General features: G+C 54.9%; 16 protein-coding genes. 15 read left to right on the top strand and 1 reads right to left on the bottom strand.

The window, feature by feature from the left end; genetic code table 11:
- The first annotated feature begins 46 nt into the window (after positions 1-46).
- Genes ACQ3G7_RS22245 through ACQ3G7_RS22220 form a run of 6 tightly spaced genes read left to right on the top strand, consistent with a single transcriptional unit; the run spans position 47 to position 4104 of the window.
- Positions 47-682, top strand: coding sequence for a phage baseplate assembly protein V (locus ACQ3G7_RS22245; RefSeq protein WP_430892195.1), 636 nt, complete (start codon positions 47-49; stop codon positions 680-682).
- On the top strand, positions 679-1026 hold the full coding sequence (locus tag ACQ3G7_RS22240; protein WP_430892193.1) for a GPW/gp25 family protein: 348 nt from the start codon (positions 679-681) through the stop codon (positions 1024-1026). The genes ACQ3G7_RS22245 and ACQ3G7_RS22240 overlap by 4 nt, the downstream gene beginning before the upstream one ends.
- A 4-nt stretch (positions 1027-1030) precedes the next feature.
- Positions 1031-1939 (top strand): baseplate assembly protein, encoded by a 909-nt coding sequence (locus ACQ3G7_RS22235; protein ID WP_430892191.1) that lies wholly within the window; start codon positions 1031-1033, stop codon positions 1937-1939.
- Positions 1932-2543: a phage tail protein I gene (locus ACQ3G7_RS22230; protein WP_430892189.1), complete on the top strand. Its 612-nt coding sequence runs from the start codon at positions 1932-1934 to the stop codon at positions 2541-2543. The genes ACQ3G7_RS22235 and ACQ3G7_RS22230 overlap by 8 nt, the downstream gene beginning before the upstream one ends.
- Positions 2540-3919 (top strand): phage tail protein, encoded by a 1380-nt coding sequence (locus ACQ3G7_RS22225; RefSeq protein ID WP_430892187.1) that lies wholly within the window; start codon positions 2540-2542, stop codon positions 3917-3919. Before ACQ3G7_RS22230 ends, ACQ3G7_RS22225 begins: the two co-directional genes overlap by 4 nt.
- Positions 3916-4104 (top strand): hypothetical protein, encoded by a 189-nt coding sequence (locus tag ACQ3G7_RS22220; protein ID WP_430892185.1) that lies wholly within the window; start codon positions 3916-3918, stop codon positions 4102-4104. The genes ACQ3G7_RS22225 and ACQ3G7_RS22220 overlap by 4 nt, the downstream gene beginning before the upstream one ends.
- 164 nt (positions 4105-4268) lie before the next feature.
- Here ACQ3G7_RS22220 and ACQ3G7_RS22215 read toward each other — a convergent pair whose 3' ends face one another.
- The gene (locus ACQ3G7_RS22215; protein ID WP_430892183.1) at positions 4269-5036 is read right to left on the bottom strand and encodes a putative phage abortive infection protein; all 768 of its coding nucleotides are present in this window, start codon (positions 5034-5036) and stop codon (positions 4269-4271) included.
- A 303-nt stretch (positions 5037-5339) separates the two neighbouring features.
- Between ACQ3G7_RS22215 and ACQ3G7_RS22210 the strand changes: the two genes are divergently transcribed.
- The 9 genes from ACQ3G7_RS22210 (at position 5340) to fieF (ending at position 13070) form a co-directional block, all read left to right on the top strand.
- A complete protein-coding gene (locus ACQ3G7_RS22210) occupies positions 5340-6530 on the top strand; it encodes a phage tail sheath protein (RefSeq protein ID WP_430892181.1) in 1191 nt (396 codons plus the stop codon).
- Positions 6531-6542: 12 nt separating this feature from the next.
- Complete coding sequence (locus ACQ3G7_RS22205) at positions 6543-7061, top strand: phage major tail tube protein (RefSeq protein ID WP_430892179.1); 519 nt, start codon at positions 6543-6545, stop codon at positions 7059-7061.
- A gap of 60 nt (positions 7062-7121) precedes the next feature.
- A complete protein-coding gene (locus ACQ3G7_RS22200; RefSeq protein ID WP_430892177.1) occupies positions 7122-7397 on the top strand; it encodes a phage tail assembly protein in 276 nt (91 codons plus the stop codon).
- A 32-nt stretch (positions 7398-7429) separates the two neighbouring features.
- A complete protein-coding gene (locus tag ACQ3G7_RS22195) occupies positions 7430-7549 on the top strand; it encodes a GpE family phage tail protein (protein ID WP_071845836.1) in 120 nt (39 codons plus the stop codon).
- Complete coding sequence (locus ACQ3G7_RS22190) at positions 7542-10016, top strand: phage tail tape measure protein (protein ID WP_430892175.1); 2475 nt, start codon at positions 7542-7544, stop codon at positions 10014-10016. The genes ACQ3G7_RS22195 and ACQ3G7_RS22190 overlap by 8 nt, the downstream gene beginning before the upstream one ends.
- Positions 10017-10029: 13 nt before the next feature.
- Positions 10030-10506: a phage tail protein gene (locus ACQ3G7_RS22185; RefSeq protein WP_430892173.1), complete on the top strand. Its 477-nt coding sequence runs from the start codon at positions 10030-10032 to the stop codon at positions 10504-10506.
- On the top strand, positions 10506-11657 hold the full coding sequence (locus ACQ3G7_RS22180) for a phage late control D family protein (protein WP_430892171.1): 1152 nt from the start codon (positions 10506-10508) through the stop codon (positions 11655-11657). Before ACQ3G7_RS22185 ends, ACQ3G7_RS22180 begins: the two co-directional genes overlap by 1 nt.
- Positions 11658-11737: 80 nt before the next feature.
- On the top strand, positions 11738-11956 hold the full coding sequence (locus ACQ3G7_RS22175; protein WP_088237039.1) for a DNA-binding transcriptional regulator: 219 nt from the start codon (positions 11738-11740) through the stop codon (positions 11954-11956).
- A 229-nt stretch (positions 11957-12185) separates the two neighbouring features.
- Positions 12186-13070 (top strand): CDF family cation-efflux transporter FieF, encoded by an 885-nt coding sequence (gene fieF, locus ACQ3G7_RS22170; protein ID WP_430892169.1) that lies wholly within the window; start codon positions 12186-12188, stop codon positions 13068-13070.
- Positions 13071-13159 lie beyond the last annotated feature (89 nt).

Raw genomic sequence — 13159 nt, 5'->3', positions numbered from 1 at the left:
TACCATTGCATTGCAGTAAGAAGATGTTCAAGGCATTTTTTTGTTCATGAACACACTAGCAAACATTAACGAACTTGCCCGCGCCATCCGCAATATGGTACGCACCGGCTTTGTGGTCGAAACCGATCTTAATGCCGGTCGCTGCCGTGTGCAGACCGGCGGCATTGTTACCGGCTGGCTTAACTGGCTGACCCAGCGCGCCGGGCGCTCACGTTCGTGGTGGGCTCCGTCCGTCGGTGAACAGGTGTTAATTCTGGCCGTGGGTGGTGAGCTTGATACCGCCTTTGTGCTGCCGGGTATTTTTTCCGATGAGAACCCCGCCCCGTCTGCCTCGGCGGATGCCTGGCATATTTCCTTCCCGGACGGCGCGGTTTTTGAATATGAGCCGCAAACCAGTGCGCTGACGGTCAGCGGGATTAAAACCGCTGACGTGACGGCATCGGAATCCGTCACCGTCACGGTGCCGGTGGTCATGGTCAAAGCCTCCTCCCGTATCACGCTCGATACCCCGGAAGTGGTCTGCACCAACAAACTGATCACCGGCTCGCTGGAGGTACAGAGCGGCGGCACGATGCGCGGCAATATCGAGCACAGCGGCGGCGCACTGTCGTCTAATGGCAAAGTCCTCCACACCCACCAACACCCCGGCGACAGCGGCGGCACGACAGGAGCGCCATTATGACCGCCCGTTATCTTGGCATGAGCCGCAGCGATGGCCGCACACTCACCGATGCGGAGCACATCAGCCAGAGCCTGGCCGACATTCTGCGCACGCCGGTCGGATCGCGCGTGATGCGCCGGGAATATGGCTCGCTGCTGTCCTCCATGATTGACCAGCCGCAGACCCCGGCGCTGGAGCTGCAAATAAAAGTCGCCTGTTATTTTGCGGCGCTGAAATGGGAGCCGCGTATCACGCTAAGCACGGTGACAACGGAGCGTCAGTTTGATGGCCGCATGGTGGTCAGCCTGACCGGCGAGATAGCCAGCACCGGCGAAACCCTTTCGTTAACCTTTCCCGTGAGTTGATACCATGCCGATTGTTGATTTGAGCCAGCTCCCCGCCCCGGATGTGGTTGAGGCGCTGGATTACGAAAGTATCCTCGCCGAGCGTAAAGCGACGCTGGTTTCCCTCTTCCCGGAAGAGCAACAGGACGCCGTTGCCCGTACGCTCTCGCTTGAATCCGAGCCGCTGACAAAATTCCTTGAGGAAAACGCTTACCGCGAAGTGATCTGGCGCCAGCGGGTTAACGAAGCTGCCCGCGCCGTCATGCTGGCGAGCGCTGCCGGTAATGACCTTGACGTGATGGCCGCCAACAGCAACACCGCGCGCCTGACCATCACCCCGGCGGATGATACCGCCGTTCCTTCTGTGGCGGCGGTGCTGGAATCCGACGCGGATTTACGTTCACGCGCGCAACAGGCGTTTGAAGGGTTAAGCGTGGCGGGGCCGGTCGGCGCTTACGAGTACCACGGGCGCAGCGCAGACGGGCGTGTCGCCGATATCTCTGTGGTCAGCCCCACTCCGGCCTGTGTGACCATCACCGTGTTAGCCCGCGAGGGTGACGGCTCCGCCGGTGCTGACCTGCTGGCCGTGGTGGAGACAGCCCTTAACGCCGAAGACGTGCGCCCGGTGGGCGATCGCGTCACGGTTCAGGCGGCTGAGATTGTGCCGTATCAGGTTGCCGCCACGCTGTATTTTTACCCTGGCCCCGAAGCGGAGCCCATCATCACCGCCGCAAAGAAAAAACTGGAGGCGTATATCACCGCGCAGCACCGGCTCGGGCGCGATGTCCGCCAGTCGGCCATTTATGCCGCCCTGCATGTTGAAGGGGTGCAGCGTGTAGAGCTCACTGCGCCACAGGCTGACATCGTGATCGGTAAACATCAGGCCTCCTATTGCACGGCCTATACCCTCACCGCAGGGGGAGCCGATGAGTGATGACCGCCTGTTGCCCGTCGGCTCCTCGGCGCTGGAAGTCGCCGCCGCAGCCGCAGCGGCGGAAATCATCCGCGTGCCGGTGCCGCTGCGTACCCTGTGGGATCCGAAAACCTGCCCGGTTAACCTGCTGCCTTATCTTGCCTGGGCGCTGTCAGTAGACCGGTGGGATTCAGCCTGGCCGGAAGCCACCAAACGCAACGTTATTGCCGCCTCGTTTTACGTCCATCAGCACAAAGGCACCATCAGCGCATTGCGTCGCGTGGTCGAGCCGCTCGGCTTTCTGATTGAAATTAAGGAGTGGTGGCAGCTCAACGAGGAGCCGGGAACCTTCCGGCTTGTTGTCGGTGTGCTGGACGGGGGGATCACCGATGAAATGTATCAGGAGCTGGAGCGGCTTATTGATGATGCAAAACCGGCCAGTCGCCACTTAACCGGCCTCGCTATCAGCCTGAGCACGTCCGGCAATGTCCATGTTGAGGCCGGAAGCTATGACGGCAATTCACTGACGGTTTACCCCTACACGCCGGAGCAAATCGCTGTTGGCGGTGATTACTTCCCGGCCTCGGCCATTCTGTTTATTGATAACCTGAGAGTTAACGCATGACCGCGAAATTTTTTGCAATTCTGACCAATCAGGGCGCGGCACTGCTGGCGAACGCCGCCGCGCTCGGCACGAAACTCAACCTTACACAAATGGCCGTCGGGGACGGCAACGGCACGTTGCCCACACCGGACGCGGCACAAACAAAGCTGGTCAATCAGAAGCGCATTGCGCCGCTGAATATGCTGAGCGTTGACCCGAACAACGCCAGTCAGATTATTGCCGAGCAAATCATCCCCGAAAACGAGGGCGGATTCTGGATCCGTGAAATCGGGATTTATGACGATAACGGCGTGTTAATCGCGGTGGCAAACTGCCCGGAAACCTACAAGCCGCAGTTGCAGGAGGGGAGCGGGCGCACGCAGACAATACGCATGGTGCTCATTGTCTCCTCAACCGCCGCCGTTACGCTGAAAATCGACCCGTCGGTCGTGCTGGCGACGCGTCAGTATGTTGAGAGCAATACGACTGAAGTAAAAGCCTATGCTGACGATCTGCTGAAACAGCACAACGCCGCCGGTAACCCGCATCCGCAGTATGCCCCCCTAGCCAGCCCGGCATTGACCGGAACGCCGACAACGCCGACGCCTGCGCCGGGGGATAATTCCAGAAAAATTGCGACGACTGAGTTTGTACAGTCTGCGACTGCCGGCATTGTCGGGCAGTCGAGAAACGCGGCGATGAATCTGACCGCCGCCAGTGCCTCAGTCACCTGGTCGGCAGATGAGTTAATCACTGAAACCGCACCGGGAGGGCAACAATACAGGCTGAATGGCCTGAATCTGGTTTTTAATGGAGCCGTCACCGGCGCGGGTGGCATGGATGCGGGTACATTACCGGTTTCCGGGTTTGTGGCTTTGTATGTGATATACAACCCCACCACTGGCGCAAAAGCCCTGCTGGGGTTTAATGCCACCGGAGTTAAAGCCAGTGAGATCTATCCGGGCGGCGATATGCCAAAGGGTTACACGGCGAGTGCCTTAATTTCTGTTCTCCCGACGAACAGCCAGGCGCTGATATCCCCGTTTATTCAGATCGGGCGTTCGGTATCCATACCGCAACAAACCGCTGTCAGCACAACCGCGCCCCCGTCGTCGTTATCCGCGCTGAATATTTCCGGGATTGTTCCAAAAAATGCGGTGTCTTGCAGCGGGTCTGTTTCTGCGTCGACATCAAACACCGGCCAGACCGTATCCGGGGCGTTGAGCGGTGCAGGTATTCCGGCAACGATTGGCAATAAAGGCTTTGGGGCAATAACGATGGTTACCGCACCCTATTGCGATCTTTCAATCATGACCGCCCAGACCATTTACTGGGGGGTGAATACGACCGGCGGCTCGCTGACCGGGGCGCTGACCATTTCGGAGTACAAGTTATGAGTAAGGTTTTTGTTCAGTACCGGGACAGTAAAAAGGCCGAAATTATTGCTGTTTTTTCCTGTTCTCAGGACGCCGCCCGCTACCCTAATCAGGGCGAAGTGGCGACGGAGAGTGATATTTATCAGCAATATATTGCTTCGGTTCATTCATTAATTCCCGTGGCTGCGCTGTCCATGCCGTCATGATGCAGTGAATAAAACAGCCTTGATGAGAATCGCGGCTTTTTATCATTATATTTAACTCAAGTCATCTTGTTCTTTTCAGTTATTAAATGGGTTTTCGCCATCAAGAGTGATGGCGGTGTTTTTTTTGTTTTTATGGTGTGTTGATTATTAAGAGGGTGGGTTTGCTAAAATTTAGTTTTGAATCCTGCGTTGGGAATAAGGTTTTTGTCGAGTTCTCGAAAGAGTTCTATAGTCGGAAGGTTGTCCATAAGTTCAAATTCTGCAATGTATTTTTTAAAGTTCTCACCTCTATTTGTATAAGCGTTATAATACAGAATATATAGTTCCTGATTCGATATTTGTGCTCGTGCTAGACGCGTATATAGCTCTTTGTTTTCAATATCTGATTCCGACAGGAATCTAAATATGTTATAAAGAAACCTGAAGTAATGTGCTAGTTGATACCCCTTTTTATAATAAAACTGGTTAAATACCTCAGGGATATGATGTGTTGTCATATGTTGTCTTTTTTCTTCTGCTTTGAACATTTCATTTAATTCGAGTTGCATTTCTTTTATTGCGACTCGACCATATACTGTTTTATCATCTTTTTCTAAGTGAAAGGAAATGTTGTCAACTATTTGGTTGTGCAAGTGCAGCATCTGAAAGAATGAGTTCTCAAAACCTTGCTTGATTAATTCTTTTCTGTTTTCTTCTTCATCTTTTTTTTGACGGTTAAATTCTTGTGTTTGATAATACAATGTAAGTACAACCCCAATAAATGCAAGTGCGGAAAAAAATGATGTTAAAGCGCCGAAGCTATCGCCAAATACACCAGCTTTCTCCATTGTTTCTTTGTTGAAATTGCTTGCCAAACAAAATAGTGCCACTGCATAAATGCAGCATATTAATATTGCAAGGGCTATCCATCTTGCTATTACAGATTTTTTCATATTTTTCTCCATGTAAGATTTAATTGGCGTGTATTGTCATTTGGAAATAATGTTATGAGAATAAATTATTAACTTAATTATTAAAGGCGCTTGGCGTTTATGGCTAGTGTGAAATAGTGTTATCGAGATAATGTATAACCCATTCGCATTAAACATGCCAGCGTTATGAGATATTAATATTCAGGGGTTATGGTAACAACCCAAACAGGTAGTTGTTACAACCATTGTAGAACCAGCTTAAGTCGCATAATTGTCAGCCTGCCCTAAAAATATCACTCACCCCAACACCACGGAGTTAAACGGATGAGTGATTATCATCATGGCGTGCAGGTCGTCGAGATTAATGACGGCACGCGCGTTATTTCCACGGTCTCGACGGCGATTGTCGGTATGGTCTGTACTGCCAGCGATGCCGACGCGGCGACGTTTCCCCTCAATGAGCCGGTACTGATTACCAGCGTACAAAGTGCCATTGCGAAAGCCGGTAAAAAAGGCACTCTGCGCGCCGCGCTCCAGGCCATCGCCGACCAGGCTAAACCGGTCACCGTTGTCGTGCGTGTCGAAGAGGGCACCGGCGAGGATGAGGAGGCTGCATTCGCGCAGACGGTTTCCAATATCATCGGCACCACGGACGCCAGCGGCAAATATACCGGGCTGAAAGCCCTGCTGACTGCCGAGGCCGTCACCGGCGTCAAACCGCGCATTCTCGGTGTGCCGGGTTACGACACGCTCGAAGTGGCGACCGCGCTTGCGCCGGTCTGCCAGAAACTGCGCGCCTTCGGGTATGTCAGCGCGTGGGGCTGTAAAACGATTTCCGAGGCCATCCGATACCGCGACAACTTCAGCCAGCGCGAACTGATGGTTATCTGGCCTGATTTCCTCACCTGGGACACCACGACGAACGCCACCAGAACCGCTTACGCCACGGCGCGCGCGCTGGGTCTGCGCGCCTACATCGACCAGACTGTCGGCTGGCATAAAACGCTGTCCAACGTCGGCGTTAACGGCGTCACCGGCATCAGTGCGTCGGTATTCTGGGATTTGCAGGAGCCCGGCACCGATGCCGACTTGCTGAACGAAGCCGGGGTCACGACGCTGATTCGCAAAGATGGCTTTCGATTCTGGGGAAACCGCACCTGCTCCGACGATCCGTTATTCCTGTTTGAGAACTACACCCGCACCGCACAGGTTATCGCTGACACGATGGCGGAGGCGCATATGTGGGCGGTCGACAAGCCGATCACCGCGACGCTGATTCGCGACATCGTTGACGGCATTAACGCCAAATTCCGCGAGCTGAAAACCAACGGCTATATCGTCGATGCGACCTGCTGGTTTGACGAGGAAGCCAACGACAAGGAAACCCTCAAGGCCGGGAAACTCTATATCGACTACGACTATACGCCGGTTCCCCCGCTGGAAAACCTGACCTTACGCCAGCGCATCACCGACAAGTACCTCGCCAACCTGGTGACAGCGGTTAACAGCAACTAAGGAGCCTGACACATGGCAATGCCGCGCAAACTGAAATATATGAACGTCTTCCTGAATGGCTACAGCTATCAGGGGATCGCAAAATCCATCACGTTACCGAAGCTGACCCGCAAGCTGGAGAACTATCGCGGGGCGGGGATGAGCGGCAGTGCGCCGGTTGACCTTGGCCTTGATGATGATGCCCTGTCGATGGAATGGTCGCTCGGCGGCTTCCCCGATTCGGTTATCTGGGAGCTGTACGGTGCGACCGGCGTCGACGCGGTGCCGGTGCGTTTTGCCGGTTCCTACCAGCGCGACGACACCGGCGAAACGGTCGCCGTCGAGGTGGTCATGCGTGGTCGCCAGAAAGAAATCGACACCGGCGAAAGCAAAATGGGCGAAGACACCGAAGCCAAAATTTCGGTCGTGTGTACCTATTTCAAGCTGACGATGGACGGTAAAGAGCTGGTCGAAATCGACACCATCAACATGATTGAAAAAGTGAACGGCACCGACAGGCTGGAACAGCACCGCCGCAATATTGGCCTGTAATTTTTCCCCGGTGAGCGCCGCCTGCCGGGTTATCTGATAACGAAATTAAACGAGAAAATCATGAGCAAAGAAAACGTAGTGACCCTGGAAAATCCGATTAAACGCGGCGATCAGGTGGTAAACACCATTACGCTGATGAAGCCGAACGCCGGTACGCTTCGCGGTGTCAGTCTGGCGGCGGTCGCCAATTCCGAGGTGGATGCGCTGATTAAGGTACTGCCGCGCATGACAGCCCCCTCCCTGACCGAGCAGGAAGTCGCAGCGCTGGAGCTGCCCGATCTGGTTGCGCTGGCCGGTCAGGTGGTCGGTTTTTTGTCACCGAGTTCGGCACAGTAACCTTTCCGAAAAATCTCTCGGTTGATGACCTGATGGCGGATATCGCAGTGATTTTCCACTGGCCGCCATCAGAGCTCTTTCCCATGAGCCTGACAGAGCTCATCACATGGCGCGAAAAAGCGCTCCAGCGAAGCGGAAACACGAATGAGTGATGTGAAATTACAGGTATTGCTCAAAGCGGTTGACCAGGCGACGCGCCCGTTAAAATCCATCGACAAGGCCAGCCGTGAGCTGGCCGGAGGTATCCGGGCGACTCAGACCTCGTTGCGTGAGCTCAACAGCCAGGCATCCAGAATTGAGGGTTTTCGCAAGACCAGCGCACAGCTTGCGGTTACCCGTCAGGCACTGGAAAAAGCCAGACAGGAGGCCGCCGCGCTGGCGGTGCAGTTTAAAAACACTGAGCAGCCAACACGCGCACAGGCGGCCGCAATGGAGGCCGCCCGTAAAAGCGCCGCCGCGCTCCAGCTCAAACACAACAGTCTGCGCGAAGCGGTGCAACGCCAGCGACAGGCGCTGAGTCAGGCCGGAATTAATACCCGCACGCTGGCGGCTGATGAGCGCCGCCTGAAAAACACCATCAGCGAGACGACATCCCAGCTTGACCGGCAACGTGCGGCGCTGGGAAAAGTCAGCGCGCAACAGGAAAAACTGAGCCGGGTAAGACAGCGTTACCAGACCGGAAAGGAACTGGCCGGGAACGCGGCGGCGGTGGGTGCCGCTGGCGTGGGAATGGCGACAGCCGCCACGCTGGCAGGTGCAGCGTTGTTAAAGCCGGGTTATGAGTTTGCGCAAAAGAATTCTGAATTACAGGCCGTGCTCGGCGTAGCGAAAGACTCCGCAGAAATGACGGCGCTGCGCAAACAGGCGCGCCAGCTCGGCGACAACACAGCAGCCTCGGCTGATGATGCTGCCGGGGCACAAATCATCATCGCCAAAGCGGGCGGGAGCGCCGCAGATATTCAGGCCGCGACCCCGACCACACTCAACATGTCGCTGTCAAACAAGCGAACGATGGAGGAAAACGCCGGGTTGCTGATGGGGATGAAATCAGCATTTGAACTGAGCAACGATCAGGTTTCGCACATAGGTGATGTTCTGTCGATGACGATGAATAAAACCGCGACGGACTTTGACGGGCTTAACGATGCGCTGACCTACGCCGCGCCAGTCGCCAAAAATGCCGGGGTCAGTATCGAGCAGGCCGCCGCGATGGTGGGGGCATTGCATGACGCGAAAATCACCGGGTCAATGGCCGGTACGGGGAGCCGGGCGGTGATCACCCGTCTGCAAGCGCCAACCGGCGAAGCGTACAAAGCGATTAAAGAGCTGGGTATCAGCACCGCGGATAAGAAGGGAAACACCCGACCGATATTTTCCATCCTCAAAGAGATTCAGGCCAGCTTTGCGAAAAACAAACTCGGCACCGGCCAGCGCGCCGAATACATGAAAACGATTTTCGGTGAGGAAGCCAGCTCGGCGGCGGCGGTGCTGATGTCTGCCGCCTCGGGCGGGAAGCTTGATGCGCTCACCGCTGCGTTTAAATCGTCTGACGGCAAGACCGAGGAGCTTGTCAAAGTCATGCAGGACAACCTCGGCGGCGACTTCAAAGAGTTCCAGTCGGCTTACGAGGCGGTAGGGACAGACCTGTTTGACCAGCAGGAGTCTTCCCTTCGAAAACTGGTGCAGACTGCGACCGGCTACGTGCTGCAACTTGACGGCTGGATCCAGAAAAATCAGGGACTGGCGCAAACCCTCGGCGTGCTGGCCGGGGTGGCAACTGCCGTGGTTGCCGTCATCGGCGCAATCGGCCTGGTTGCGTTCCCCGTTATTTCTGGCATCAACGCGATTATTGCGATTGCCGGTGTGCTCGGGACGGTCTTCAGTGTCGTGGGCGGTGCGATCATGACGGTACTCGGTGCGCTGACGTGGCCGATTATCGCGATCGGCGTCGCCATCGTCGCCGGTGCCCTGCTTATCCGCAAATACTGGGAGCCCATCAGCGCCTTTTTCAGCGGTGTGATTGAGGGACTCACGGCGGCCTTTGCGCCTGTCGGTGAAATGTTCTCACCGCTTAAACCGATGTTTGACTGGCTGGGCGAAAAATTAAAGGCGGCGTGGGACTGGTTCAAAAACCTGCTTGAGCCGGTCAAATCTTCACAGGAGCAGCTTAATTCCTGCAAGGATGCCGGTATCGCGTTTGGTCAGGCGCTGGCTGATGCGCTGATGTTGCCGCTTAAAGCCTTCAACAAACTGCGATCCGGCATTGAATGGGTGCTGGAAAAACTCGGCGTGATTAACAAAGAGTCTGACGGTCTTGACGAGAAAGGCGAAAAGGCCAGCCAGGCAAAATCCCGGTCGGAACAGCCAGGCAATGCCACGCAGCCGGGGTCGTATATCCCTCTCACCTCTTCGTATGGCGGCTATCCGTCCTATCAGCCGGTGACCGCGCCCGGTGCCGGCAAATCTTATGTTGATAACCGTCAGAGCAATTACAACATCACCCTGCAAAACGGTGGCGCACCCGGTGGTGAGCTCGGGAATCAGTTACGGGATGCCGTGGAGCGTGCCGACAGGGAAAAACGCGCCCGTGAACGCGCTGACATGAGAACTGACGGATAAGGGGAACAGAAAAATGATGCTGGCTTTGGGGTTGTTCGTTTTTATGCGCCAGACACTGCCGTTTCAGAACATGCAGCGCGACGCGGAGTATCGCTGGCCGTCAAATGCCCGCGTGGGTAAACGTGACGCCTTTCAGTTTCTCGGCGTGGGCGAGGAGAAAATAACGCTCGGCGGTGAGCTTTATCCCGAACTGACGGGCGGCCATCTGTCCTTAACCGCGCTCCGGCTGATGGCCGAGGATGGCAGGGCATGGCCGTTACTTTCCGGCTCCGGGATGATTTACGGCATGTTTGTTATCAACAGTATCAGCGATACCGGCACCGAGTTTTTTTCTGACGGCTCCCCGAGAAAAATCAGCTTTACGCTGACGTTAACGCGGGTCGATGAATCACTCGCGGCGGTGTATGGCGATCTGAGTAAACAGGCCGAAACCCTCGTCGGCAACGCGAAAGACGCGGCAACAAAATTAACATCAACGCTGGGGTTCTGATGTCCGAAATACTCTATAGCAAGGCGGGAAGCTCACTTGTTCCCGACTTTATGCTCAAACTCGAAAGCAAGGATATTACCGGCAATATCAGCGCCAGACTGATAAGCCTCACCATGACAGACAACCGGGGATTTGAAGCCGATCAGCTTGATATCGAGCTCAACGACGCCGACGGGCTTGTCGCCCTCCCGGTACGGGGTGCCGTGCTGACGCTCTGGCTTGGGTGGAAAGATTCGGCGCTGGTGAATAAGGGCAGTTTCACCGTGGATGAGGTTGAGCACCGGGGCGCGCCGGATACGGTGACCATCCGCGCCCGCTCGGCTGATTTTCGCGGGTCGCTGAATTCGCGCCGGGAAGAGTCCTGGCACGATAAAACACTGGGAGCAATCGTTGAGGCCATTGCGGCACGGAACAAATTAACCGCCGCAGTTGCGCCGGAACTGGCAAAAATCCCGATGCCGCATATCGACCAGGCGCAGGAGTCAGACGCCAAATTTCTGACACGGCTTGCTGACCGCAACGGCGGCGAGGTATCCATCAAAGCCGGTAAGTTACTTTTTCTCAGGCCGGGTAATGCCGTTAACGCCAGTGGTAAGCCGATTCCCCAGGTGACGATCACCCGCAGCGATGGCGACCGGCACCAGTTCGCGATTGCTGACCGGGGCGCTTACACCGGCGTGACGGCGCAATGGCTCCATACCAAAGAGCCGAAGCCTAAAAAGGTGAAGGTAAAGCGCAAGCCGAAAGAGCAGCACCTGCGCGCGTTGCAGCATCCCAAAGCAAAGGCAAAAAAGAAGGAGGCCAAAGTACCCGAGGCGCGGGAAGGTGAATACATGGCCGGTGAGGCGGATAACGTTTTTGCGCTGACAACCGTGTACGCCACAAAAGCCCAGGCGGTACGGGCTGCGACGGCCAAATGGGACAAACTACAGCGCGGTGTTGCCGAGTTCTCAATAAACCTTGCGGTCGGGCGCGCCGAGCTGTACCCCGAAACGCCGGTGAAAGTCTCGGGCTTTAAGAGCGTCATAGATGAGCAGGCATGGATAATCAGTAAGGTGACCCACAGCCTCAATAATAATGGCTTCACGACGGGCTTAGAGCTTGAGGTAAGGCTATCAGACGTTGAGTACGAAGCAGGTGAGGATATATAGAGTTTTATTTATATCTTTTTGTTTTATAAGGTTTTATTTGTTAAAATTGAAGCATCAGTCAAACCGTTGAGGTGCTCACTATGTTTCATTGCCCGTTATGCCAGCACGCCGCACATGCGCGCACCAGTCGTTACATGACAGAGACCACCAAGGAACGTTACCATCAGTGCCAGAACGTAAATTGCAGCGCGACCTTTGTGACGCTGGAGTCTGTGCAGCGTTATATTGTTAAGCCCGGAGAAGTAAAACCGGTTAGACCGCATCCTACCTCGTCAGGGCAGCAAATTTTGTGGATGTGAGAAAAGCCCCGCAGTTGCGGGGCTTGTTATGTGTCGATGTGGTCAATGTGTGGACATTGCAAGAAACAAATCCTTTTGTTTCATGTAGATAGGTTTGGTGTTAAAACACCATCCCTGTCTTCCCCCTCATGATGAGGGGGTTTTTTTTGCCTGCCATTCCACCGCTTAATTTAGCCATTACTGCTGTTTGCCTTCCGTTATAATTCCCGCAGGACAAACAGGAGCGTTTATGAATCAATCCTATGGGCGACTGATAACCCGTGCGGCGATAGCAGCGACAGTCACGGCATCGTCACTTCTTATCATTAAACTCTTTGCCTGGTGGCTCACTGGTTCTGTCAGTATCCTGGCGGCGCTGGTGGATTCGATGGTGGATATTGCCGCGTCGTTGACCAATTTGCTGGTGGTGCGGTACTCGTTACAGCCTGCGGATGAAGAGCACACTTTCGGCCACGGGAAAGCGGAGTCGCTGGCGGCGCTGGCGCAAAGTATGTTTATTTCCGGTTCGGCGTTATTCCTGCTGTTAACCGGTATTCAGCATCTCGCAAGCCCCAGTCCGCTCAATGCCCCCGGCATTGGTGTTGCGGTCACGGTGATTGCGCTGATCAGTACTGTGATACTGGTCACTTTTCAGCGCTGGGTTGTGCATAAAACCCGGAGCCAGGCCGTGCGGGCGGATATGCTTCATTATCAGTCTGATGTTATGATGAACAGCGCAATTCTCATCGCGCTGGGTCTGTCGTGGTATGGCTGGCACCGGGCGGACGCATTATTTGCGTTGGGCATTGGTGGCTATATTTTGTATAGCGCGTTACGTATGGCGTATGAAGCGGTTCAGGCATTGCTGGATCGCGCATTACCGGATGAAGAACGTCAGGAAATTTTCGGGATCGTTACCGCATGGCCTGGCGTCAGCGGTGCTCACGATCTTCGCACGCGGCAGTCAGGGCCGACCCGCTTTATTCAAATTCATTTAGAAATGGAAGATAACCTGCCGCTGGTTCAGGCGCATCTCATTGCTGAACAGGTAGAGCAGGCGATTCTGCAACGTTTTCCGGGATCGGATGTGATTATTCATCAGGATCCCTGCTCGGTAGTACCTCAAGGACGATAAGCAATTTTACGCTTTCGTATTTCGATGTAAAAAAGTGAGCCAGGCCAGCTTTTTGTGTATAAATTACCACCATTTGGGCTGACCTGAAT

Origin of the sequence: Kosakonia sp. N21 (assembly GCF_050587465.1) — a bacterium.
GTDB lineage: Bacteria > Pseudomonadota > Gammaproteobacteria > Enterobacterales > Enterobacteriaceae.
Note: the sequence above shows the minus strand (reverse complement) of the source record. Positions and strands in the feature narration are given on the sequence as shown.